General features: G+C 72.0%; 19 protein-coding genes. 6 read left to right on the top strand and 13 right to left on the bottom strand.

Translation table 11 applies throughout. From position 1 onward, the window contains the following. Nucleotide 1 precedes the first annotated feature (1 nt). Entirely contained in the window at nucleotides 2-1,291 is a 1,290-nt protein-coding gene (locus ACTHM3_RS12605; protein ID WP_440406454.1) for a DUF4032 domain-containing protein, read from the top strand. Nucleotides 1,292-1,293: 2 nt separating this feature from the next. Further along, a complete protein-coding gene (locus ACTHM3_RS12600; RefSeq protein WP_440406453.1) occupies nucleotides 1,294-3,528 on the top strand; it encodes an MMPL family transporter in 2,235 nt (744 codons plus the stop codon). 18 nt (nucleotides 3,529-3,546) lie between these two features. Here ACTHM3_RS12600 and ACTHM3_RS12595 read toward each other — a convergent pair whose 3' ends face one another. The 7 genes from ACTHM3_RS12595 to ACTHM3_RS12565 form a co-directional block, all read right to left on the bottom strand. Beyond that, nucleotides 3,547-4,206, bottom strand: coding sequence for a helix-turn-helix domain-containing protein (locus ACTHM3_RS12595; RefSeq protein WP_440406452.1), 660 nt, complete (start codon nucleotides 4,204-4,206; stop codon nucleotides 3,547-3,549). 69 nt (nucleotides 4,207-4,275) lie between these two features. Further along, complete coding sequence (locus ACTHM3_RS12590) at nucleotides 4,276-5,277, bottom strand: zinc-dependent alcohol dehydrogenase (RefSeq protein WP_440406451.1); 1,002 nt, start codon at nucleotides 5,275-5,277, stop codon at nucleotides 4,276-4,278. A gap of 50 nt (nucleotides 5,278-5,327) precedes the next feature. Then, nucleotides 5,328-7,868, bottom strand: a complete 2,541-nt coding sequence (locus tag ACTHM3_RS12585; protein ID WP_440406450.1) for an ATP-binding cassette domain-containing protein — start codon at nucleotides 7,866-7,868, stop codon at nucleotides 5,328-5,330. Continuing rightward, nucleotides 7,868-9,037 (bottom strand): substrate-binding domain-containing protein, encoded by a 1,170-nt coding sequence (locus ACTHM3_RS12580; RefSeq protein ID WP_440406449.1) that lies wholly within the window; start codon nucleotides 9,035-9,037, stop codon nucleotides 7,868-7,870. Before ACTHM3_RS12580 ends, ACTHM3_RS12585 begins: the two co-directional genes overlap by 1 nt. Nucleotides 9,038-9,042: 5 nt before the next feature. Next, the gene (locus ACTHM3_RS12575; protein ID WP_440406448.1) at nucleotides 9,043-10,113 is read right to left on the bottom strand and encodes an ABC transporter permease; all 1,071 of its coding nucleotides are present in this window, start codon (nucleotides 10,111-10,113) and stop codon (nucleotides 9,043-9,045) included. Further along, nucleotides 10,113-11,486, bottom strand: coding sequence for an amidohydrolase family protein (locus ACTHM3_RS12570; protein WP_440406447.1), 1,374 nt, complete (start codon nucleotides 11,484-11,486; stop codon nucleotides 10,113-10,115). The genes ACTHM3_RS12575 and ACTHM3_RS12570 overlap by 1 nt, the downstream gene beginning before the upstream one ends. A 137-nt stretch (nucleotides 11,487-11,623) precedes the next feature. Then, nucleotides 11,624-12,184, bottom strand: coding sequence for a helix-turn-helix domain-containing protein (locus ACTHM3_RS12565; protein WP_440406463.1), 561 nt, complete (start codon nucleotides 12,182-12,184; stop codon nucleotides 11,624-11,626). Between the two features lie 131 nt (nucleotides 12,185-12,315). Here ACTHM3_RS12565 and ACTHM3_RS12560 point away from each other — a divergent pair, with 131 nt between their 5' ends. Next, nucleotides 12,316-13,341, top strand: a complete 1,026-nt coding sequence (locus tag ACTHM3_RS12560; RefSeq protein WP_440406446.1) for a ketopantoate reductase family protein — start codon at nucleotides 12,316-12,318, stop codon at nucleotides 13,339-13,341. Next, the gene (locus tag ACTHM3_RS12555) at nucleotides 13,338-14,771 is read left to right on the top strand and encodes an amidohydrolase family protein (protein ID WP_440406445.1); all 1,434 of its coding nucleotides are present in this window, start codon (nucleotides 13,338-13,340) and stop codon (nucleotides 14,769-14,771) included. Before ACTHM3_RS12560 ends, ACTHM3_RS12555 begins: the two co-directional genes overlap by 4 nt. On the opposite strand, the gene rlmB is transcribed toward ACTHM3_RS12555, so the two are convergent. From rlmB to ACTHM3_RS12535, 4 genes are read right to left on the bottom strand one after another with little or no spacing between them, the layout of a single operon-like run. After that, on the bottom strand, nucleotides 14,768-15,772 hold the full coding sequence (rlmB, locus tag ACTHM3_RS12550) for a 23S rRNA (guanosine(2251)-2'-O)-methyltransferase RlmB (protein ID WP_440406444.1): 1,005 nt from the start codon (nucleotides 15,770-15,772) through the stop codon (nucleotides 14,768-14,770). The genes ACTHM3_RS12555 and rlmB overlap by 4 nt on opposite strands. Further along, the gene (gene cysS / locus ACTHM3_RS12545; protein ID WP_440406443.1) at nucleotides 15,773-17,245 is read right to left on the bottom strand and encodes a cysteine--tRNA ligase; all 1,473 of its coding nucleotides are present in this window, start codon (nucleotides 17,243-17,245) and stop codon (nucleotides 15,773-15,775) included. Beyond that, a complete protein-coding gene (ispD, locus tag ACTHM3_RS12540; RefSeq protein WP_440406442.1) occupies nucleotides 17,242-18,399 on the bottom strand; it encodes a 2-C-methyl-D-erythritol 4-phosphate cytidylyltransferase in 1,158 nt (385 codons plus the stop codon). The genes cysS and ispD overlap by 4 nt, the downstream gene beginning before the upstream one ends. A gap of 36 nt (nucleotides 18,400-18,435) precedes the next feature. After that, nucleotides 18,436-18,918 carry a CarD family transcriptional regulator gene (locus tag ACTHM3_RS12535; RefSeq protein WP_440406441.1) on the bottom strand — a complete coding sequence of 161 codons (483 nt, stop codon included), beginning with the start codon at nucleotides 18,916-18,918 and terminating at the stop codon, nucleotides 18,436-18,438. 117 nt (nucleotides 18,919-19,035) lie between these two features. On the opposite strand from ACTHM3_RS12535, the gene ACTHM3_RS12530 reads away from it, so the two are divergent. Both ACTHM3_RS12530 and ACTHM3_RS12525 read left to right on the top strand, forming a co-directional pair. Next, on the top strand, nucleotides 19,036-19,590 hold the full coding sequence (locus ACTHM3_RS12530; protein WP_440406440.1) for a hypothetical protein: 555 nt from the start codon (nucleotides 19,036-19,038) through the stop codon (nucleotides 19,588-19,590). A gap of 68 nt (nucleotides 19,591-19,658) precedes the next feature. Continuing rightward, a complete protein-coding gene (locus tag ACTHM3_RS12525; RefSeq protein WP_440406439.1) occupies nucleotides 19,659-19,811 on the top strand; it encodes a hypothetical protein in 153 nt (50 codons plus the stop codon). 19 nt (nucleotides 19,812-19,830) lie between these two features. Here the strand turns inward: ACTHM3_RS12525 and ACTHM3_RS12520 are convergent, their stop codons facing one another. Beyond that, entirely contained in the window at nucleotides 19,831-20,511 is a 681-nt protein-coding gene (locus tag ACTHM3_RS12520) for a winged helix-turn-helix domain-containing protein (protein ID WP_440406438.1), read from the bottom strand. Beyond that, nucleotides 20,508-21,662 carry a sensor histidine kinase gene (locus ACTHM3_RS12515; RefSeq protein ID WP_440406437.1) on the bottom strand — a complete coding sequence of 385 codons (1,155 nt, stop codon included), beginning with the start codon at nucleotides 21,660-21,662 and terminating at the stop codon, nucleotides 20,508-20,510. The genes ACTHM3_RS12520 and ACTHM3_RS12515 overlap by 4 nt, the downstream gene beginning before the upstream one ends. Nucleotides 21,663-21,779 lie beyond the last annotated feature (117 nt).

The raw sequence follows: 21,779 nt of genomic DNA, 5'->3' as shown, positions 1-21,779 counted from the left end.
CGTGGCTCCGGAGCTCTCCCTCACGTCGGCGATCGACGACCCCTCGGCGCTGCTCGACCTGCCCTGGGACCTCCCGCTCGACCTCTGGCCCGACGATCTCATCGCCGCCCTGCCGAAGGGCATCTCGCGGCACCTCGTGCGCTTCGTGCGTCTCGGCGAGTGGGTCATCGCGGTCAAGGAGACCAGCGAGGAGCTCGCCCGCCGGGAGTACGACATGCTCCGCGTGCTGCAGCGCCTCGAGCTGCCCTGCGTCGAGCCGGTCGCGGTGATCACGAACCGGACCGACGCCGACGGCGAGCCCCTGGAGCCCGTCCTCGTCACGCGGCACCTCAAGTTCTCGCTCCCCTACCGCGCCCTCTTCTCGCAGACCCTCCGGCCGGAGACGGCGGTCCGCTTCGTCGACGCCCTCGCGGTGCTGCTCGCGAAGCTCCACATCGCGGGCTTCTTCTGGGGTGACGTGTCGCTGTCGAACACGCTGTTCCGGCGCGACGCCGGCTCGTTCGCCGCCTACCTCGTCGACGCCGAGACCGGCGTCCTGCACGAGGGCGGCCTCAGCGAGGGGCAGCGCGAGCACGACCTCGAGATCGCGCGGGTCAACATCGCGGGCGAGCTGTTCGACCTGCAGTCCGGCAACCGTCTCGACGAGGAGATCGACCCGATCCGCGTGTCCGACGGCATCCTCACCGCCTACCGCACCCTCTGGACCGAGCTGACGGCCGCTGAGTCGTTCCCGGAGTCCGAGCGCTGGCGGATCGCCCGACGCGTCGAGCGGCTGAACGACCTCGGGTTCGACATCGAGGAGCTGTCGATCCGGAAAGACGCCGGCGGCAATCGGGTGCGGATCCAGCCGAAGGTCGTCGACGCCGGGCACCACTCGCGGCGGCTGCTGCGCCTCACCGGGCTGGACGCTGGAGAGAACCAGGCCCGGCGGCTCCTCAACGACCTGGACGCGTACCGCAGCACCGGCGACCGCGTCGGACGGGACGAGGAGGCGGTCGCCCACGAGTGGTTGACGCGCGTGTTCGAGCCGATCGTCCGCGCGATCCCGAAGGACCTGCGCGGCAAGCTCGAGCCGGCCGAGGTCTTCCATCAGCTGCTCGAGCACCGCTGGTACCGGTCCCAGGAGGAGCAGCGGAACGTGCCGCTCGCCGAGGCGCTGACCTCCTACGTCGACACGGTGCTGCGCCACCGGCGCGACGAGGCCACCGTGTACGGCCCGCCGACGAGCGCGATCACCATGCCGAACGCGGTGGTCGACCTCGAGGGCGAGGACTGGCGCGACCGGGTCTGATCATGTCGACCGCATCCCCGGACTCCCGGCCCCGCCGTCGCCCGCTCGCCGCGCTCGGGCGCGCCTCGGCGCGGCACCCGTTCGTCGTCCTCGCGATCTGGCTGGTGGTCCTCGGGGCCGCTGGCGCCTTCGCGCTCGGCGGCGTCGGCGGCCAGACCCTGTTCCAGCGCTTGGCGGAGGGGATCCCCAAGGTCGACGGGGAGTCCCAGCACGGCCAGGATCTGCTGAGCGGACGGCAGGGCACGACCACGCTGACGCTCCTCGTGCACGGCGTCGACGTCGACTCCCCGCGGCTCGGTTCGATCGCGACCGGCCTCGGGCACGACCTCGCCGCCGTGCCGCACACGAGGTACACCGACCCGCTCGCCGTGCCGCGCCTGCCGGACGGCTCCCGGGCTCCGCAGCTCGCGCCGCTCCTCTCGGCGGACGGTCGCGGCGTGCTGCTGACCGCCACGTTGTCCGACCATCCGTCGGACGCGCGCCAGGCGCGGGTCCAGCGGATCCTCGAGCACGCGCGCGACGACGTCCGCGCGGCCTTCCCCCGCGCGACCGCCGAGGTCGGCGGCGGCGGCCTCCTCGCGACCTCGCTGCAGGGGATCTCCGAGAACGACCTGCGCCGCGGCGAGACCGTCGCGCTGCCGATCGCCCTGCTCGTGATGCTCTTCGTCTTCGGCGGCTTCCTCGCGGCGGGGCTCCCCCTGGTCGGCGCCGGCGCGTCGATCGTGGGCGCGCTGGGGGCGCTGTTCGCGTTCACCTACACGATGGACATCGCCAACACCGTGATCAACGTCGTCACGGCGGTCGGGCTCGGGCTCTCGATCGACTACGGGCTGCTCATGGTGTCGCGGTTCCGCGAGACCTACCGCGGCGCGACCGGCGCCCGCGGGAGCGACCGCCGGGCGGCCCGCATCGAGGCGATCGCCGAGACGGTCGATCGCGCGGGCCGCACCGTCGCGTTCTCCGGGACGACGTTCGCGATCGCGTCGCTCGGCCTCCTCGTGTTCGAGCCGGTGATGGTGCGCGCGATCGGCGTCGCGGCGGTGGCGGTCACCGTGATCGCGATCGCCTCGGCGCTGACGCTCATGCCGGCGATGCTCTCGCTGAGCGGTGAGCGGCTCATCCGCCCCGGCGCCCTCAGCCGGGTCCCCGGGATCCGTGGCGTCGTCTCGCGCTTCGGGGACGTCGCCCCGGAGGACGGCTTCTTCTCGAAGCTCACGCGGCGCGTCCAGCGGCGACCCGAGCTCGTGACGCTCGCGACCATCGTGGTGCTGCTCGCGGTCGGGAGTCCGCTGCTGACCCTGCACCTCGCCAACACGAGCGTCGATGCGATCCCGCGCGCCTCGACCCAGTACGCGTTCCAGACGACGCTCGACGACGAGTTCCCGGACGCCGGCCTCACCCGGGTCGAGCTCGTGACGAGGACGCGGGCCGACGCGGTCTCGTGGGCCGCCGACGTCGAACGGCTCGCCCACGTGCGCTCGGTGGCCGAGCCGGCGGAGTCCGGCGACGGCTGGGGCGCCCTCGTGCGCCTCGACCGCAGCCGCGACGGGATCGCGGTCGTGCAGGAGATCCGCGCCCATCCCCCGGCCTTCGCGCACTGGGTGACGGGCGTCGACGCGTCGACGCAGGACCTCACAGATTCGCTCCTCCGCGGGGCGCCCTGGGCTGCGCTCGTCATCGCGATCGGCACGATCGTGCTGCTCTTCCTCATGACCGGGTCGCTCGTCGTGCCGCTCAAGGCGCTCGTCGCGAGCGCGCTCTCGCTCGGCGCCTCCGTCGGGGTGCTGGTCTGGGGGTTCGAGCTCGGCAACTTCGCGCCGGTGCTCGGCTTCGACGCCTCCCACGTCTACGGGGTCGACGTGCTCGTGCTCCTGCTGACCTTCGTGTTCGGCTTCGGCCTCGCGATGGACTACGAGATGTTCATCCTGTCGCGCATCAAGGAGCGGGTGGATGCCGGAGTCGACGGCGCCGAGGCGATCGCCCTCGGCCTGCAGCGCTCCGGCCGTATCATCACCTCGGCGGCGCTCATCATCATCGTGGTCTTCCTCGGCTTCGCGACCGGCGACCTCATGGTGATCAAGCAGCTCGGGGTGGGCCTCGCGGTGGCGGTGCTCATCGACGCCACGCTCGTGCGCTGCCTGCTCGTGCCGGCGTTCATGACCTGGCAGCGGCGGATCATGTGGTGGGCACCCGCGCCGCTCACGCGCCTGCACGCGCGTTTCGGGCTGGCCGACTGACGCGCCGGCGGGGCGGCCTCAGTGCCGTCGGCCGTGCACGAACCAGACGCCCTCGAAGTCCACGTCGCCGATGTTGCGCAGCACGTGGGGGATGTTCGAGTCGAATCCGAGCGACTCCCCCTCGTGCAGGAGGAACTCCTCGGTGCCCACGGTGACCTGCACCGACCCGCGGAGCACGTAGCCGTACTCGTAGCTGTCGTGGCTGAGGAGCTCTCCGCCGGGCGTCGAGGTGGCGCCCGGCGCGTAGACGATCTTCATGAAGTTGACGCCCTGCTCGGGCGTGGCCGCCAGGCGCTCCCAGACGACGCCCTCCGCCATGTCGAGGTGGGAGCGGTGCGAGGGGTGGACCAGCGAGATCCGATTGGCGAACTCGCTGGGGTGCCAGGCGTTGACCGGGTTCTTGTCGCCGTCGGGTCCCCAGCCGTCGACCAGCTGGACGGGCTGCTGCGCCCAGCCCTCGTCGAACAGGTCGTCGACGGCGATGCCGAGGAGGCGGGAGAAGGTGTACAGGGTCGCGACGGAGGGCTGCGACTTGCCGTTCTCGATCTGCGACACGAAGCTCGGCGAGACGTTCGCCTGTCGCGCCAGCTCGCGCAGCGTCATCCCGGCCTTGAGGCGCTCGTCGCGCAGCCGCGAGCCCAGATTGTCCATGTGCACCCCTGCGATGACGTCGCTCACGGCCGCGGCTCCGGGGTCCGGGTCATCGCGTGCGCGGTGCGCTCCAATGTACAGGCCCTCATCGCGTGCTCAGGGCCGCGTGGGATCGAAGAGCACCTTGCCCTCGAGCCGCCCCGAGGCGAGGCGGTCGAGCTGCTCGGCGATGTCTGCGAGCGGATGCACCGAGTCGAGCAGCTCGGCACCGAGATCGGAGGTCGCCAGGAGGTCGAGGGCTGCCGGGACGTCCGTCGGGAACAGGTGCGCGTTGGTGGTGCGGATGGTGACCTCGCGGAGGACGATGGCCGCGAGGTCGATCTCGGCGGGACGGGACGGGAGCCCCACCTGCAGGATGCGGCCGCCGGACCGCACCATGCGCGTCGCGGCCGCGAGCTGGCCGGGCGCGCCGCTCGCCTCGATGACGACGTCCGCGCCGCGCGGGTCGACGGCCTCCAGCACCTCGGCGACCGTGGTGTCGCCGGCGGCCACCACCCGGTCCGCGCCGACGCGCAGAGCGCGATCGAGGCGGGATCCCGCGAAGTCGACCACGGTGACGTCGGCCCGGACGAGCGCGCGAAGCGCCGCGAGGACGAAGGTGCCGATGGCGCCCGCGCCGATGAGCACGACCCGGTCGTCGTCTCCGGCGCCCGAGCGGCGCGCGGCATGGAAGCCGACGGCGAGCGGCTGGGCGAGCCCCGCATGATCGAGCGGGATCCCGGGGGGCAGCAGCGCGAGCATGCGCTCGTCGGCCGCCACGAACTCCGCCATGCCGCCGTCGACGTTGAGCCCCAGGGTCGTGTAGCGCTGACAGAGGTTGTAGCGGCCCTCGCGGCAGCGCGGACAGTCGCCGCACCACACGCCCGCGCCCGCGGCGACGAGATCGCCGAGGGCGAAGCGGCTCCCGGCGGCCGGCTGCACGATCTCTGCGACGAACTCGTGCCCGAGGATCATCGGACCGCGATGCCCCGTCACGGGATGCGGTGCGTCGCCGACCGGGAAGAGGTGCGGGCCCGAGCGCCATTCGGTGGCGTCGGTGCCGCAGATGCCGCTCCGCAGCACGCGCAGGAGCGCCTCTCCGGGCGCCGGTGCCGGCACCGGCCGCTCCTCGATCCGGACGTCCCCGGCCCCGTGATAGACGGCGGCTCTCACGACGGCACCCCGGCCACGGCCTCGGCCGGCGTCCGCGGGCGGGTGCGGGCGCTCACCGATCGCGATCGCACGAGCCGGGCGACGAGCGGGATGACGGCGGCGACGAGCACGAACGCGCCCTGGACCCAGTACTGCCACGAGAGGCTGAGCGAGAGGAAGGTGAGCGCGCTCGTGATGGTCTCGAGCAGCAGCCCCGCCACCGCCACCGCGATGGCCGACCCGGAGCCGCCGAAGATGCTCGCGCCCGCGATGACGATCGCCGTCACCGACGTCAGCGTCAGGGTCTGCCCGGTGTTCGCATCGCCGATCCCGGTGGTCGTGTACAGCGCGAACCCCGCGAGCGCCGACAGCGCGCCGGCGGCCACCATCGCGAAGATCCGCATCCGCGGCACCCGCACACCCATGCGGTTGGCCTTCACCGGGTCCGACCCGGCGGCGCGCAGCCCCCTGCCCAAGCCGGTACGGCCGACGACGAACCACAGCGCGACCGCGACGACGAGGGCGACGACGAGGATCACGGGGATCCCGGCGACCGTCGTGCCGATCGCGGTCATGATGGTGTCGGTCGCCGTCGAGCTGGGCTGCGGACGCAGCACCTGCGCCACGCCGAGGACCGCGATCGACGAGACGAGCGTCGCGATGACCGGGGGGATGGAGAGCCGGGTCACGAGGAGTCCGTTGACGAAGCCGACGAGCACGCCGACGACGATCGCCACCAGGATGCCCACGGCGAAGAGACCCATGTCGCCGTTCGCGAAGAACGACACGATGACGCCGGAGAGCGCGACCACCGATCCGACGGAGAGGTCGATGCCGCCGGTCATGACGACCAGGAGCTGGGCGAGGCCGACGAGGACGAGGGTCGACGCCGCGGCCAGGGTCTGACTGACGTTGAGCGGGTTCAGGAAGGCCGGCGACACGGCGGTCGTCGCGACGCCGAGGGCGATGACGAGGGCCAGCAGCACCGCCGCCTGCCCCTCGCCGCGCCACCACGCGCCCCGACGCCGCCCGGACGGGACCGCGCTGACGGTCGGCGTGGACGAGGTCTGCGCGCGCACGGCGGCGCCGGTGATCGCGTGCTCGGTGACGGCGTCGCCGGTGAGGGTCGCCGCGACCTGGCCGCGCGAGAAGACGAGGACGGTGTCGCACAGCCCCTCGAGCTCCACGGCATCCGTCGAGAGCACGACGATCGCGACCCCGGAGGCGGCGAGCCTCCGCAGGAACGCGTAGATCTCGACCCGCGCGCCGGCGTCGACGCCCTGCGTCGGGTCCTCGACGAGGAGGACCTTCGGGTCACCCAGGCGCGAGCGCGCGAGCAGCACCTTCTGCTGGCTGCCGCCCGAGAGCGAGCTCACCGGCGTCTCGAGGGTCGGCGTCTTCACCGCGAGTCCGGCGATGCCCTCGCGGGTGAGGGCGTACTCCCGCCGACGGTTGAGGAAGCCGCCCGGCATCGCGAGCTGCAGCGACGGCGCGACCACGTTCTCGCGGATCGACATCTTGCCGAACATCGCCTCGCCGAGCCGGTCGCCGGGGAGGTAGGCGATCCCGAGGCCGGCGCCGGCCTTCGGCGTGCGCCGTGTCAGCTCGGCGCCGCCGACGTGCATCGAGCCGGTCATCGGCCCCTTGCCGGAGAGCGCCCGCAGCAGATCGCGCTGCCCGTTGCCCTCGACGCCGGCGAGGCCCACGATCTGCCCCGGCTCGACGGAGAACGAGACGTCGTGGAACCCCTGACCGGTCGCGTGCTCGATCCGCAGCAGCGCGCTGCCCGCGCCGGCCACGGCCTTGTCCGGGAACGTCGTCTCGAGCGAGCGGCCGACGATGAGCTCGACGATCTGGTCCTCGGAGTAGTCGGCCACCGTGCCGCGGCCCACGACGCGCCCGTCGCGCAGGACCGTGAGGTCGGTCGCGATCTCGACGACCTCGGGGATGCGGTGGGTGATGTAGACGATCGCGACGTCGCGCTCGAGGAGGGTCGCGATCCGGTCGAACAGCCAGCGCGTCTCGTCGTCGCCGAGCGCCTCGGTCGGCTCGTCGAGGACGAGGACCGTGGGGTCGGACGCCAACGCGGCCGCGATCTCGATGAGGTGCGCCTCGCGCAGCGAGAGCGACCCGACGAGCGCGTGCGGGTCGATGGTGAGACCGAGCCGGTCGAAGTGCTCGGCAAGCCAGCCCGCGGCGCCGCGGCGGGCCGGGCGCTTCGACTCGGGGAGCAGGAGCAGCACCGAGTCGACGACGCTCAGCGACGGCGCGAGGGCCGGGGTCTGGTACACGATGGCGAGCCCGTTCTCGCGCGCCTGCCGGGGCAGGATGCGGGAGTACTGCTCGCCGGCGAGGCCGATCGTGCCGGAATCCGGCACGACCGACCCCGCGGCGATTCCGACCAGCGTCGACTTGCCCGCGCCGTTCTCCCCGAGGATCGCGTGCACCTTGCCGCGCTCGAACGTCACGCTGACGCCGTCCAGAGCGCGCACGCCCGGATAGGTCTTCGTGATGTCGGTGAGCACCAGCCCGGGTGTCGAGCCGATCGGTCCGCTCATCAGCCGAAGATCTTCTTGAACTCGGCGGACGTGAGCAGCGACGACGGCGACGCGTCGGTCGGAGCGTCCTTCAGGCACGCCTCGCCCGGCTTCTTGGTGCCGGCGGTCTTGCCCGTGGAGTCCTCGACCAGGCCGAGGTTGTACAGCGACGGCTCGGAGTCCGACTTGCCGTAGAACGCGGCGAGCGCCTTGCGGAGCGCGACCCGCCCGATCCAGGTGCGCGACGAGTTGGTCGCGAGCTCGTAGCCCGGGTTGGTCGCCTTGAGCTGGTCGTACCCGCAGCTGAGCGAGTTGTCGTCGGTCGACGTGAGCAGCGGCAGCGAGACGCCCGCGGCCTGGTAGGCGCGGATCACGCCGTTCGCGACGGCGCCGTAGTCGGCCACGACCGCGTCGATCTTCGGGTACTGGCTGAGGAGACCGGCCATGGCCTGCTGCGCCTGCGCCGGGTCCCAGTTGGTGGTGACCGGCTCCTTGGTCAGGAGCGTGATCTGCGGGTTCTGCGCGAACACCTTCTGGACGCCGACGAACTCCTGCGCCGACACGGCCGCGCCGGCCGGGCCGCCGAGGAACACGACGTTGCCGCCCTTGGAGCCCAGGGTGCTGACGACCCACTTGGCCCAGGCCTCGCCCGAGTACTCGGGGATCTGGTCGGTGTAGTCGAGGTACTGCGTGCCGGGCTTGCCGGTCGGGTCGGAGGCGAACGGCACGACGATCGTGCCCGCCTTGCTCGCCTTCTGGATCGACGGCAGCTGCGCCTGGCCGGGGCCGGCGTCCGGGATCACCAGGAGGATGTTGGAGCCCTTGGCCGCCGCCCCGGTGATGGCCGAGTTCGTCGCCTGCAGGTCGCCGCGACCGGCCGTGTAGGACACGCTCTTGATCTGCTTGCACTTGGCGGCCTCGGAGTCGATCTCGGCCTTGACGGTCTTGGACCACGAGTTGGTGCCGTAGCCGTCCACGACCGAGACCGTGACCGGCTTGTCGCCGCACACGGAATCGATCTTGCTGAACTGGGCGGCGGTGCCGACCTTGCCGGCCGAGATGTCGCCCTTCAGGGTGTTGGTGCCGCTGCTGCTGCCGCCGTTGGTCGACGAACAGCCCGCGAGGGCCAGGCTGACGGCCGCGACGGCCGCCGCCGCGGCGGCGATGCCGCGGATGGTGATGCGATTCACGTTGTTCACGCTCCTCTTCGAGGTGTCTCTGTGGTGGGGGTGGTGGCAGACCTGCGGAGGCGGGCGAGGCCCTTGAGCCGCGCCGCCGAGCCGCCCAGCTGGAGCTGGGCGACGATCCCGACGCCGATGATGAGCGCCTGGACGATGTTCTGGACCGCCGTCGACTGCGTGAAGGTCTGCACGAGCTGGCTCAGCTGGGCCAGGAACAGCGATCCGAGTGCGGTGCCGATGATGCTGCCGCGGCCTCCGGTGAGCGCCGTCCCGCCGAGCACGACGGCGGCGATCGACGGCAGGAGGTAGGCGTCGCCGGAGCTGAGGGTCGGGATCCGGAGAAGGCCCGCGAGCATGACGCCGGTGGCGCCGGCGAGCAGGGCCGAGAGCCAGTAGGCGGTCACGGTGTAGAGCCGGGGGCGCACGCCGATGTACTCGGCCGCCCGGCGGTTCTCGCCGACCAGCTCGAAGCGGCGCCCGACGCGGGTGACCTTGAGCGCGAACTGGCTGATCAGCGCGATCACGAGCGCGATGATCGCGAGCACCGGCAGTCCGCCGAGCCGGCTCAGGGCGAAGGTCGTGATCTCCGGGGGCGCCTGGGAGCTGAAGCCCCCGGAGATCGCCTGGACGGCCCCGATCATCAGCGCGTTCGCCGCGATCGTGACCACGAGGGGCGGCAGCCCGAACACGGCGACGACGACGCCGCTCAGGATCCCGAACAGGGAGGTGACGAGGATGGCGAGCACGACCGTCGCCGCGATCCCGATGTGCCCGTCGGTCCCGACCTTCGCGGCGAAGACCGCGCCCAGGGTGACCGCGCCGCTGACCGAGAGGTCGAGGCCCCCCTGCTGGATGACCAGGGTCTGCCCGATGGCGACGACCGCGATCAGCGCCGCGAACGGCAGCATCGACACGATGGCGGTCCGGCTCAGGGTGCCGACCGAGAACAGCGGGCTGACGGCGAACAGCACGAGCACCGCGATGAGCGCCCGCGTGCCGGGCCAGGACAGCACGACGGCGGGGAGCCGTCGCCGATCGACGGGTTCGGTGCGCTCCGAGGTCCGGGGCGCGGTCCCGGTGCTCATCAGCCGAGGTCCGGGTGCCACTCGCCGCCGAGCGACGCGCCGGGCATCTCGCCCATGACGTGGTCGCGCGCCGTGACGGCGAGCTGCTTGATGCGGTCGTAGTCGACGCCGACCAGGGCGCCGTCGCGCTTCACGCGGTTGCCGGCGACCCACACGTCGCGCACGAGCCCGGGGTGCGCCGCGTACACCACGGCACCGAAGGGGTTGTTCATCGGCGTGATCGCGAGGGACCGGTCGTCCAGGGCGACGATGTCGGCGTCCTTGCCCACCTCGATCGAGCCCGTCACCTCACCGAGTCCGGCGGCGTTCGCCCCGTCGATGGTCGCGAAGCGCACGACCTCGGCGCACGTGAGCCCGATCCGCTCGATGACCTCGCCGGTCTCGACGGCGGGCGCGTTGTCGGCCCAGCGCTGCATGCCGATCGCGGTGCGCATCGTGCCGAACATGTCGCCGCCGTTGCTGCTGCAGACGTCGATGGAGAAGGTCGGCCGGATGCCGTGCTGCAGCAGGCGCCCGGTCGCGGGGGTCCCGTGCCCCATCTGCATCTCGACGTCGGGCGCCACCGACGCCGACCCGCCGGAGGCCGCGATGATGTCGAGCTCCTCGTCCGCGAGCGTGTCGCAGTGCACGTAGGTGATGCGGTCGGAGAGGAGGCCGTCGTCGCGGAGCTTGTAGATCGGGCCGCTCTTGCCCCAGTAGCCGTCGCCGACGTGCACCGTGATCCGCAGATCCAGGTCGTTGGCGAGCGCGAAGTCGTGGCGGTTGACCTCCGGCAGCGTGAACTGCGGACCGCGGAGCGCCATGGCCATCGTGACGAGGCCGGTGTTGTCGGAGAAATACTGCTCGCGGATGCGCCGCGCGTCCTCGGGGTGGTTGTTCGGCGAGGGGAGGGGCGCTCCCCACTGCTTGTTCCCGCCGCCGTGCGCGAAGACCGCGCGCATGCCGGAGTCCTTGAGGGCCGCGATCGCGGCATCGGCGTGCTCGGGGGTCGCGAGGTTGTGCGACCAGTCGACGAGGGTCGTGATGCCCGAGTCGAGGGCCTCGAGGGCGCCGAGGTAGTTGCCGGCGTAGGTGTCCTCGGGGCGGTAGTACTTCGAGATGCCGGTGTGCAGCCCGGCCAGGTACTCGGTGAGGGACCAGTCGCTCGCGATGTCGCGCACGACCGACTGCCACGTGTGGCGGTGCGTGTCGACGAACCCCGGCAGGACGATCCGCCCGGTGAGGTCGACGATCTCCGCGTCGGCGGCGGCGAGGTCGCGACCGATCGCGGCGATCTTGCCGTCCTCGATGAGGATGTCGGTCTCCGGGAGCACCTCCCCCTCGGCGGCGGCGGTGATGACGGTGCCCTTGCGCAGCAGAATTCGGTCGGTCATGGATCCTCTTCGACTCATCCGGCGACGGGTCGGGGGATCGCACCGTCGCGCACGGCGATGCTATGAAGTGCGCGCAGACGGTGTCAAGTCACACTTACCACCCGTTCGGCGCTGCGAAACGTGACGGGTGCTCGGCGTCAGCCGGTGTGCGCCTCCCCGGCGGAGAGCCAGACCCCGCGGGCTCGCCGGGCGCCCTCGTTGCGGTAGGCGTGCGGGATGCCGGCGTCGAAGTCCAGCGAGTCGCCGGCCCGCACGAGGTGGCAGGCGCCGTCGAGGAGCAGGACGAGCTCCCCCTCGATCAGATAGGCGCCCTCGCGGCCCGTGTGCCCCACGAGCCGGTCGTCGTCCGCGCCGACTCCCCCGGGCTCGTACGTCACCAGGACGAGATCGTGACCGGCGGCGGCTCCGGGGACCAGCATCTCCCAGCTCACCCCGGAGGAAATCCGGAGCACGGGGCGTTCGTCGTCGGCGCGGAGGACGGGCCGGTCCTCGACCGGAGCCTGTCGGCCCTCGAGCCCCATCAGCCAGTCCAGCGAGATCTCGAGCCGCTCCACGAGCAGGTAGAGCGTGGCGACCGAGGGCTGAGTGCGCCCGGTCTCGATCTGGGAGATCAGCCCGGCGGTGACCCCGATCTGGCGGGCAAGCTCCCGCACGCCGAGGCCCCGACGGGTGCGCGCCTCCCGCAGACGCGATCCGATCTCGACGATGCCGCACCTCCGCTCCCGGCCATCGTCGCACGGCCGCGGGGGCCTCTCGACATCCGCGCGCCGATGTGTAAAGTGCCGCTATACGCTCGCCGGAGACGGCGGACCGAGTCGAGGAGGACCGGATGAGGATCGCCGTTCTGGGCACCGGAGCGCAGGGGGCCGGCATCGGCGCGGACCTGCTGCGAGCGGGGCTCGACGTCACGTTCATCGAGCAGTGGCCGGCTCACGTCGAGGCCATGCGCCGTGACGGGATCGAGGTGCGGATGCCGCAGGAGACGCAGGTCACCCCTGTCCCGCGGGCTCTGCACCTCTGCGACGTCGCGACGCTCCGCGAGCCGTTCGATCTCGTCATCACCCTGGTGAAGGCGTACGACACGCGATGGGCGGTCCAGCTGATCGAGCCGTACCTGGCCCCGGACGGTCTCGTCGCCGGCCTGCAGAACGGCATGAGCCTGGACGTCATCGCCGATGTCGTCGGCCCCGACCGCGCTCTCGGCGCCGTCATCGAGATGGCGTCGAACATGTACGAGCCCGGCATCGTGAACCGGCAGAACCCCCCGTCGCAGGCGTGGTTCGCGCTCGGCGGCATGAGCGCGGTCTCGCAGGCCGGCGCCGAGCGCGCCGCCGAGGTGCTGCGCCACGCGGGCACGGTCGAGGTCACCGACGATATCCGATCGGCGAAGTGGATGAAGCTCGTCGTCAACGCGGGCGAGCTCGTGCCCTCGGCGATCCTCGACCTGGCCCTGCCCGACGCCGTCCGGGTCCCCGGCATGCACGAGTTCATGCTCGAGGCCTGCCGCGAGGCCGTGCACACGGCGGTCGCGACCGGCAACCGGATGGTCCCGATCTTCGGCCTGGAGGACATGGACCTGAGCGATCCCGACCGCTTCGTCGAGCAGCTGCTCGACGCGGTGCTCAACGTCTTCTCGCTCTCGGACACCCGGACGACCGTCCTCCAGGACTGGGACAAGGGCCGCCACAGCGAGGTCGACGAGATCAACGGGCTGGTGGTCGCCGAACAGCGCCGGATCGGCGGTTGCGCCCCCGTGAACGAGCTCACGGTCGAGCTGGCGCATCGCATCGAGGCGGGCGAGCTGGAGGCCCGACCGGAGAACGTCGACCTGATGGTCGGGGCGGTCGTGCGATGAGCCGTCTGCTCATCGAGGACGCGGCCGTCGTCAGCGTCGACCCCGCGATCGGCGACCTTGAGCGGGCGAGCATCCTCGTGGAGGACGGGGCGATCGTCGCGATCGCGCCGGACCTGAGCGCCGACGCCGAACGGATCGACGCGCGGGGCATGATCGCGATGCCCGGCATGGTCGACACCCACCTGCACACCTGGCAGTCGCCCGTGCGGGGGATCCTCGCGGACGGCAACATCCCCGACTACCTGCGGGGCATCCGCCTGCACCTCGCCGAGCTCATGCGGCCCGAGGACATGTACGTCGGCAACTACCTCGGCGCCCTCGACGCGATCGACAACGGCGTCACGACGATCGTCGACTACTGCCACAACATCCTGACGCCGGATCACGCGCACGAGGCGGTGCGCGGGCTGCTCGATGCGGGCATCCGCGGCCTCTACGGCCACGGCATGACCCCCATCACCACGAACACCTGGGGCGAGAGCAAGGGCGGCTCGACGACGACCGGCGATCCCGGCTCGTCAGCGACCCGCGAGCGGCTCGCGCGCGAGATCCGGGAGACCTACTTCCGCAGTGACGACCAGCTCCTCCGCTTCGGCATGGCGCCGCAGGAGTTCGCGATCGCGCCGGCCGAGGACGTCGTGCGCGAGTTCGCCCTGGCCCGCGAGCTCGGCGCCCGGATCACGCAGCACGCGAACCAGGTGATCGTCCGGCAGCTGTTCGAGGACGTCGAGGTGCTGCACCGGCACGGGCTCCTCGGCGACGACCTGCTGCTCGTCCACTGCACCTTCAACACCGATCACGAGTGGGAGCTGCTGCGCGACACCGGGACGATGGTCTCGGTCTGCGCCGAGACCGAGATGCAGATGGGCATGGGCTTCCCCGCGATCCGCGAGGCGACCGAGTTCACCCCCGGCCCGAGCCTCGGCATCGACTGCGTGAGCGGCACCGGGCACGACATGCTCTCGCACGGGCGCCTCGTGCTCCAGGCCACCCGCTGGCGCGACGACGAGCCCGGCTACCGGCGCATGGTCGCCCCCCAGGAGATGCGCTGGCGCACGGGCGACGCCCTGCGCTGGCTCACGCGCAACGGCGCCGCGGCGGCCGGCGTCGGCGACCTGGTCGGCTCGCTCACCCCGGGCAAGCGCGCCGACATCGTGCTGCTCGACATGGAGACGGTGCGCACGGCGGGCTGGAACCGACGGGAGCCGGGCGGCGCGGTCATCGCGCAGGCGAACGCGAGCAACGTGGACACGGTGCTCATCGACGGCAGGGTGGTGAAGCGCCACGGCCGGCTGGTGCACGTCGACGTCGACGACGCGCTCCGTCGGATGCGCGCCTCCCACGACCACCTCTGGGAGGCGATGGACGCCGGCGGCGGCTTCATCCCCCAGCCGCCGGTCGACATCCCGCTCTACCGGGAGCGCGCCTAGGCCCGCGCGGCCCGCAGCCGCGCCACCTCGTAGAGGGCGACGCTCACCGCGATCCCGGCGTTCAGCGACTCCGTCGAGGACTCGATCGGGATCGACACGACCGCGTCGCACGTCTCGGTCACGAGCCGCGAGAGCCCGTTGCCCTCGCTGCCCACGACGAGCACGATCGGCTGCGGCGCGAGGTCGAGACCGGGCAGCGACACATCGCCGCCGCCGTCGAGGCCGAGCACGAAGACCCCGCGGGTCTTCAGCTCCTTGAGCGTCTGGGTGAGGTTCGGCGCCATCGCGACCGGGACGCGGGTCGCGGCCCCCGCGGAGGTCTTCCAGGCGGCGGCGGTCATGCCCACCGAGCGGCGCGACGGCACGATGACGCCCTGCCCGCCGAACGCCGCGACGGAGCGGATGATCGCCCCGAGGTTGCGCGGATCGGTCACGCCGTCGAGCGCGACGAGCAGCGGGGTCTGGCCGCGGTCCTCGATGCGGTCGAGCAGCTCGAGCGGGTGCGCGTACTCGTACGCGGGCACCTTGAGCGCGAGCCCCTGGTGCACCGCGTCGGGGCCGCTCATGCGATCGAGCTCCGGCCGCATGACCTCCAGGATCGGAATGTCGCGCTTCGTCGCGAGGGCGAGCGCCTCCTTGACCCGGTCGTCCATCTCGACGCGCGCCGCGATGTACAGCGCGGTCGCCGGGATCCGGGTGCGCAGCGCCTCGAGCACCGAGTTGCGCCCCGTCACCAGCTCGCCCTCGTCGCTCGGCCGTCGCCGCGGCGCCGGGCGGCGCTGACCGTCCGCGCCGCCGGATCCGCCGCGCCCGTGGCGCTGCCGCGCCGCCTCGAGGCGGTCGTTCGCGGCCTTCCGCTTGCCGGCGACGTGCCAGCTGCGGTCCTCCGCCTTGGGCGTCGGCCCCTTGCCCTCGAGGGCTCGCCGACCGTTGCCGCCCGTCCCCGCGGTCGCGCCCTTCTTGCCGCCCTTGCGGGCCCCCGGCCGTCCCGGCTTCGCCATCTAGCCCACACTCCACTGCGTTCCGGTCGCGCCGTCCTCGAGGACGATGCCGGCGGCCGTGAGCTCGTCACGGATCCGATCGGCCTGCGCGAAGTCCTTCGCCGCGCGCGCCCGCGCGCGGTCGTCGATGAGGCGCTCGACGAGCACCCCGAGCGCGGCGCCGGCGGCGCCCGCGTCGTCGTCATGAGCCCACTGCGGTGACGACGGGTCGATCCCGAGGACGTCGAGCATGGCGACGACGGCGGCCCGAGCCTCGGCGGCGCCGCCGAGGTCGCCCGCGTCGAGCGCCTGGTTGCCGGCCCGCACGGTGTCGTGCAGCACGCCGAAGGCCTGCGGCGTGCCGAGATCGTCGTCCATCGCGGCGGCGAACGCCTCCGGCACCGACCCGGCACCTGCGTCGCCTCCGACGCCGGAATCGGTCTCGTGATCGCCCCTCGCGGCTCCGACGCCGATCCTGGCGCTCTGCGCCCCGGCGAGCGCCGTCGCCGAGCGCTCCAGGAACCCCTCGATCCGACCGAACGCCACCTCGGCCTCGGCCAGCGCCCCGGCCTGGAAGTCGAAGTTCGACCGGTAGTGCGCGCTCGCGAGGTAGTAGCGGACGACGATCGGTCGCGCCGACCCGAGCACGTCGGCCGCGAAGACCGAGTTGCCGAGCGACTTCGACATCTTCTGGCCCTCGACGTTCAGCAGGCCGTTGTGCACCCAGTACCGGGCGAAGTCGAAGCCCGCCGCGTGCGACTGGGCGAGCTCGTTCTCGTGGTGCGGGAAGCGCAGGTCGAGCCCGCCGCCGTGGATGTCGAACGCGTCGCCGAGGTAGCGGCGCGACATCGCGGAGCACTCGATGTGCCACCCAGGGCGCCCGCTCCCCCAGGGCGCGTCCCAGGAGGCCGACGCCGGCTCGGTGGGCTTGGCGCCCTTCCAGAGCGCGAAGTCGCGCGGGTCGCGCTTGCCGCGGGTCGGCACGTCGGCCGACTCCGCCATGTCGTCGAGCCGCTGGTGTGTGAGCGCGCCGTAGTCGGGCCAGGTCGTCGTGTCGAAGTAGACGTCGCCGGAGCCGTCGTCCGCGACATACGCGTGCCCCCGGTCGACGAGCCGGGCGATGATCTCCTGCATCTGCGCGACGTTCGCCGTCGCGCGCGGCTCGTAGGTGGGCTCGCGGATGCCGAGGGCGCGGTAGCCGGCCGAGAACTCCTGTTCGACCCGGTACGCCAGCGCCCACCACGGCTCGGCGTCGGTCTCGTTGGCGAGGATCTTGTCGTCGATGTCGGTGACGTTGCGGATGAAGTCGACCCGGAACCCGCGGTACTCGAACCACCGCCTCCACAGGTCGTAGACCAGCGCGCTTCGCAGGTGCCCGACGTGCGGGGCCGACTGCACGGTCGGCCCGCAGACGTAGATCCCGACCCGGCCGGCCACCAGCGGCGCGAAGTCGCGCAGCTGCTGCTCCTGCGTGTCGTAGAGCCGGATCGTCACCCGTCGAGCCTACTGAGCAGGGCGGTGGCCATGACGGCGACCCCTTCGCCCCGACCGGTGAAGCCCAGGTGGTCGGACGTCGTGCCCGCGATGCTGACCGGGGCGCCGACGAGCGTCTCGAGGTGCGCCTCGATCTCGCTGCGGCGCCGCGCGATCCGCGGCCGGTTCGCCACGACCTGCACCGCGACGTTCACGACGCCGAAGCCCGCGCCCGCGACCGCCTCGAGCGCGTCGCGCAGGAAGAGCTCGCTGCGCGCGTCGACGAAGCGCGAATCGTCGGACCCGAACCGCCCCCCGATGTCGCCGAGCCCGGCGGCGGACAGCACCGCGTCGCACATCGCATGGATGATGGCGTCGCCGTCGCTGTGCCCCGCGAGCCCCGGCTCGTCGGGCCAGTAGAGGCCTCCGAGCCAGAGCGGCGACTCCTCGTCGTAGGCGTGGACGTCGATCCCGATCCCCGTGCGCATGCCGCCCCCCTCGAGCGTCGTGACGTGGCGCAGCGACTGGGCCGCGCGGTGCAGGTCGGCCTCCGTGGTGATCTTGGCCGCGGCGGCCGACCCCGGAACGACCACGACCGGATGCCCGGCCAGCGCGAAGAGCGCCGCGTCGTCGGTGTGCTCGCGGTCGGCGCGCGCGTACGCGGCGAGCAGCGGCCCGCGCGGGAACCCCTGCGGCGTCTGCATGGCGACCAGCTCACTGCGGTCGAGCGTCTCGCGGATGCGGTGCTCCTCGTCGACCCGCTTGATCGTGTCGGAGACCGGCAGCCCGGGCACCGCTCCGCCGTCGTCGGTCACGGCCGCCACGACCGCATCGAACTGGGCGGCCGGGGTCAACGGCCGAGCCGCGTCGTGGACGAGGACGACGTCGACGTCCGCCTCGACGAGCGCGAGACCGGCGGCCACCGACGCCTGACGGTGCGCGCCGCCCGCGACGACCGCGATGCCCGCGTCGACCCGTCGGGCGATCGCCTCCGCATCGCGCAGCCGCTCGGCGGGCGCGACCACGACGACCGATGCGTCGGTCGACCAGGAGCGGACGCCCCGCAGAGCGCGCTCGAGGATGCTGACGCCGGCGAGCTCGACGAACGCCTTCGGCTCGCCGAGGCCCAGGCGCGATCCCGATCCCGCGGCCACCACCACGACGGCGACGCGCATGGCGTGCTCCGGAGCCCCGACCCTGACGGCCGAGGGCTAGGAGGCGAGGACCTCGTCGAGGACGGTCGAGGCCTTCTCCTCGTCGGTCTTCTCCGCGAGCGCGAGCTCGGAGATCAGGATCTGCCGGGCCTTGGCCAGCATCCGCTTCTCGCCCGCCGACAGGCCCCGGTCCTGGTCGCGGCGCCACAGGTCGCGGACGACCTCGGAGACCTTGATGACGTCGCCCGAGGCGAGCTTCTCGAGGTTCGCCTTGTAGCGGCGGCTCCAGTTGGTGGGCTCCTCGGTGAACGGAGCGCGCAGCACCTCGAAGACGCGGTCGAGGCCCTCACGGCCGATCACATCGCGAACGCCCACCAGGTCGACATTGTCCGCCGGCACCTCGATGGTGAGGTCGCCCTGGGTGACGTTGAGCTTGAGGTAGACCTTCTCCTCGCCGCGGATGGTGCGCTTCTTCACCTCCGTGATGGTGGCGGCACCGTGGTGGGGATAGACGACCGTCTCGCCGACCTCGAAGAGCATGGAGTTGTTCCTTCCGCAGACCTTCCATTTTAGCACAGCGGATCCCCAGCATCCGGGGGGCGGTCAGGGGGTCGGTGCGGCCCCGATATGCTGGACGCGACCGTCAGGAGGGGTTCTGTGAAGGCTCGGGCAATCGCCTCGATCATGGCCGTTGCGCTCGTCGGCACCGGCATCGCCGGCTGCACCTTCGTCACCCCGATCGAGACGCAGCACATCGAGAACGTGGTCGACGGGCAGAACATCGTCGTCGGCGACGTGCGGCTGCTGAACACCCTGGTCATCACGAAGAACGGCCGCAACGGCAACCTCGTGGCGCGGGCCTACAACGACTCGAGCGACGAGATCGACCTCACGCTGCAGTACGACGTGAGCGGCAAGCACACCATCACGGTGCCGCTCGCCCCGAACAGCGAGACCGACCTCGGCTTCGGTAAGAAGGGCCAGGTCCTCCTCCCCCGGATGGATACCAAGGCCGGCGACCTGCTCCCCCTCTACGTGCAGTACGGCGACCAGCCGGGCAAGCAGGTGACGGTCCCGGTGCTCGACAACCAGCTCTCGGAGTACCGCGATCTGCTGCCCACGCCGACGCCGACCCCCACCCCGACCTTCTCGGCCACCCCGATCCCGGGGCAGACCGGCACCCCGGTTCCGCAGAGCACCCCGGCCCGCTGACGCGTGGACGCGGGCGAGCTCCTCGACGCCAAGGCCGCGCACCTTCTCGGCGGGCACCCGCCGACGTCGTGTTCGTCGAGGACGGACGGCGCTGCCTCGCCGACGACCTCGCCGTGCTCGGCTGGGCGTTCGGCTCGGCCGACGCGCCGGTCGCACGCGGCGTCAACCTCCTGACGATCCGCGACGGGCGGATCGCGGAGCTCCGCACGATCCTCGCCTGAGGGCCGGACCGCCCGGCGGTCACGCCTCGAAGCGGTACCCGAGCCCCCGGACCGTGACGAGCATCGTCGGCTGCGACGGGTCGTCCTCGATCTTCGAGCGGATGCGCTTGATGTGCACGTCGAGGGTCTTGGTGTCGCCGAAGTAGTCGGCGCCCCACACGCGGTCGATGAGCTGACCGCGGGTCAGGACCCGTCCCGCGTTGCGCATGAGCAGCTCCAACAGCTCGAACTCCTTGAGCGGCATCGGCACCTCGGAGCCGCTGACCGAGACCGAGTGGCGCTCCACGTCCATGCGGACCGGACCGGTCTCGAGGATGGCGTCCGCGTCCACGACGTCGTCGACCCGGCGGCGCAGCACCGCCCGGATGCGCGCGAGCAGCTCGCGCGACGAATACGGCTTGGTGACGTAGTCGTCGGCGCCGAGCTCGAGCCCCACGACGATGTCGACCTCGCTGTCCTTGGCGGTCAGCATGATGATCGGCACCGACGAACGGGAGCGGATCTCGCGGCAGACCTCGGTGCCCGACAGGCCCGGGAGCATGAGGTCGAGCAGCACGAGGTCGGCGCCGGCGCGGTCGAACGCGGCGAGCGCCTCGCGGCCGTCCGCCGCGATCTCGGTCTCGTACCCCTCCCGCCGGAGCAGGAAGGACAGCGGCTCGCTGAGCGAGAGCTCGTCTTCGACGATGAGGATGCGGGTCATGCCTTGTTCACTCCGAGGATGGCCGCCGTCGCGTGCGAGGCTTCGGGCAGGCGGATGGTGAAGGTCGAACCGGAACCCGGCTGCGACCAGACGCGCACGTCGCCGCCATGGTTCTGGACGACGTGCTTGACGATGCTGAGGCCGAGGCCGGTGCCGCCGGTGTGGCGGCTGCGGGCCTCGTCGACGCGGAAGAAGCGCTCGAAGACCCGGTCGCGGTCGGCCTCCGGGATCCCGACGCCCTGATCGGTGACGGCGATCTCGACGATGCCCTCGTGCGTCGTCACGCCGAGGCCGACCCGCGATCCATCGGGCGAGTACTGGATCGCGTTGGCCACCAGGTTGTGCACGGCGGTCACGAGCATCTGCTCGTCGCCGAAGACCTCCGCCTTCTTCGTGCCGCCGATCACGAGCGAGACGCCGTGCGAGTCGGCCGCGACCTTGTTGCGGTCGACGGCCTGGGCGATGACCGCGGACACCTCCACGCGCTCGGCGTGCCCGAGTGCGTCGGCCGCCTGCAGCCGGCTGAGCTCGATGATCTCGTGCGTGAGACGGCTCAGCCGATCGGCCTCGATCACGAGGCGCTTCGAGAAGCGCTTGATCTCCTCGGGCTCGTCGGCGGCCGACTCCATCGCCTCCGCCAGCAGGCCGATGGCGCCGATCGGCGTCTTCAGCTCGTGGCTGATGTTGCCGACGAAGTCGCGGCGGACCTCCTCGAGCCGGTGCGACTCCGTGCGGTCGTCGGCCAGCAGGAGGACGAAGCGCGATCCGAGCCGGGCGACCCGCACGAACAGGTGGATCTGCGCCTCGCCGAACGGACCGCGACTCAAGTGCATCTCGCGGCTCACGGGCTGGCCCGAGCGGCGGACCTGATCGACCAGATCGAGGAGCTCCTGGTGCACGAGCGCCTGGTTCCAGACCAGGCCGAACGCCAGCGCTCCGGTGGACGCCTTGAGCACGTTGTTCGAGGGGTCGAGGACGACGCCCGCCGACTCGAGCGCGTCGAGGACCTCGTCGACGCCGTCGGGCAGACCGGGGCTCGCGACCGCCACCGCGCGGGTGCCCCGCCGGTGCGCGACGACGATCAGGATCGTCGCTCCGGCGCCGACGACAAGGCCGAAGGCCAGGGCCAGCGGCACGAGCCAGGGGGTCACGCGACTAGATTAGGGCGCGGCATCGCAGCCCCGCCCGGCGGGGTCGACGACGGGGAACCGGTTCCCGCGAAGTTCAGGTCGACGTCACCGCGCGTTCACCTGCGGCCACGACCGTTG

Source organism: Pseudolysinimonas sp., assembly GCF_051954455.1.
Taxonomy (GTDB): domain Bacteria; phylum Actinomycetota; class Actinomycetes; order Actinomycetales; family Microbacteriaceae; genus Pseudolysinimonas.
Note: the sequence above shows the minus strand (reverse complement) of the source record. Positions and strands in the feature narration are given on the sequence as shown.